The 897-nt window shown below is 34.2% G+C and carries 1 protein-coding gene; it reads right to left on the bottom strand.

Features of this window, described 5'->3' with window-relative positions:
- On the bottom strand, nucleotides 1-664 hold a 664-nt coding region (locus IDG60_RS27715), incomplete at its 3' end, for an LLM class flavin-dependent oxidoreductase (protein ID WP_206160939.1).
- Nucleotides 665-897 lie beyond the last annotated feature (233 nt).

Below are 897 nucleotides of genomic sequence, written 5' to 3'. Positions count from 1 at the left end.
TTAAACATACAATAACATAAGGTTCGTCTAATACATCAGAAGGTTCAAATAACGTTTTGTAAATTTCGATAGCTTCTTTCATTTGTTGAGGTGCAAAATGTCCAGCGAACACATATGGAAGCCCTTTACGAGCAGCTAAATGTGCAGAATCTGTTGAAGAACCAAGAATATATAAAGGCACATTTTTACCTACTGCTGGATAAGCACGAACATATGCTTGTTGGTGAGCGGGACCGAAATATTGTTGTAATAATGAAACTTCTTCCGGAAATTTATAAACACCATCATGTTGATCTCGTCTTAATGCACTTGCGGTCATCATATCTGTTCCAGGTGCACGTCCTAATCCTAAATCGACACGATTTGGAAATAATGTTGCCATCGTGCCAAATTGTTCCGCAACGATTAATGGAGCATGGTTAGGTAACATGATTCCTCCAGAACCTACACGTATGTGTTTCGTATGTTCTAACGTATGTTGAATCAATAAAGCAGTCGCTGAACTTACTAGGTTGGGAGCGTTATGGTGTTCAGCAATCCAATATCTTTCATATGATAATTCGTCTAAATGTTGTGCGAGCTTAACCATATCATTAATTGCTGTTCGTTCATCTTCACCTTCTCGAATAGGGACAAGGTTTAATGCTGAATATTTAATCGCCATTTTTGTATCGTCCTTCCTTTTGTATGATATAAGAAGTATACCAATCGAATAACCAGATAAATATTAAATTGCTCATAACCAAAATAATAGTACGTTACATTTTACGAATGAAAAAATATCTGCAAATACTAAAATTTATAAAAAAGACAAGAATAAAGCGATAAACTTAAAAAAGCCTATCGAAAAGCATGTGTAGAAAATGGTAAAATATAATTAAAAACATTATAAATAAA

Source organism: Staphylococcus sp. EG-SA-2, from assembly GCF_017152085.1.
The sequence above is the reverse complement of the archived record's forward strand: the minus strand, read 5'-3'. Positions and strand labels throughout refer to the sequence as shown.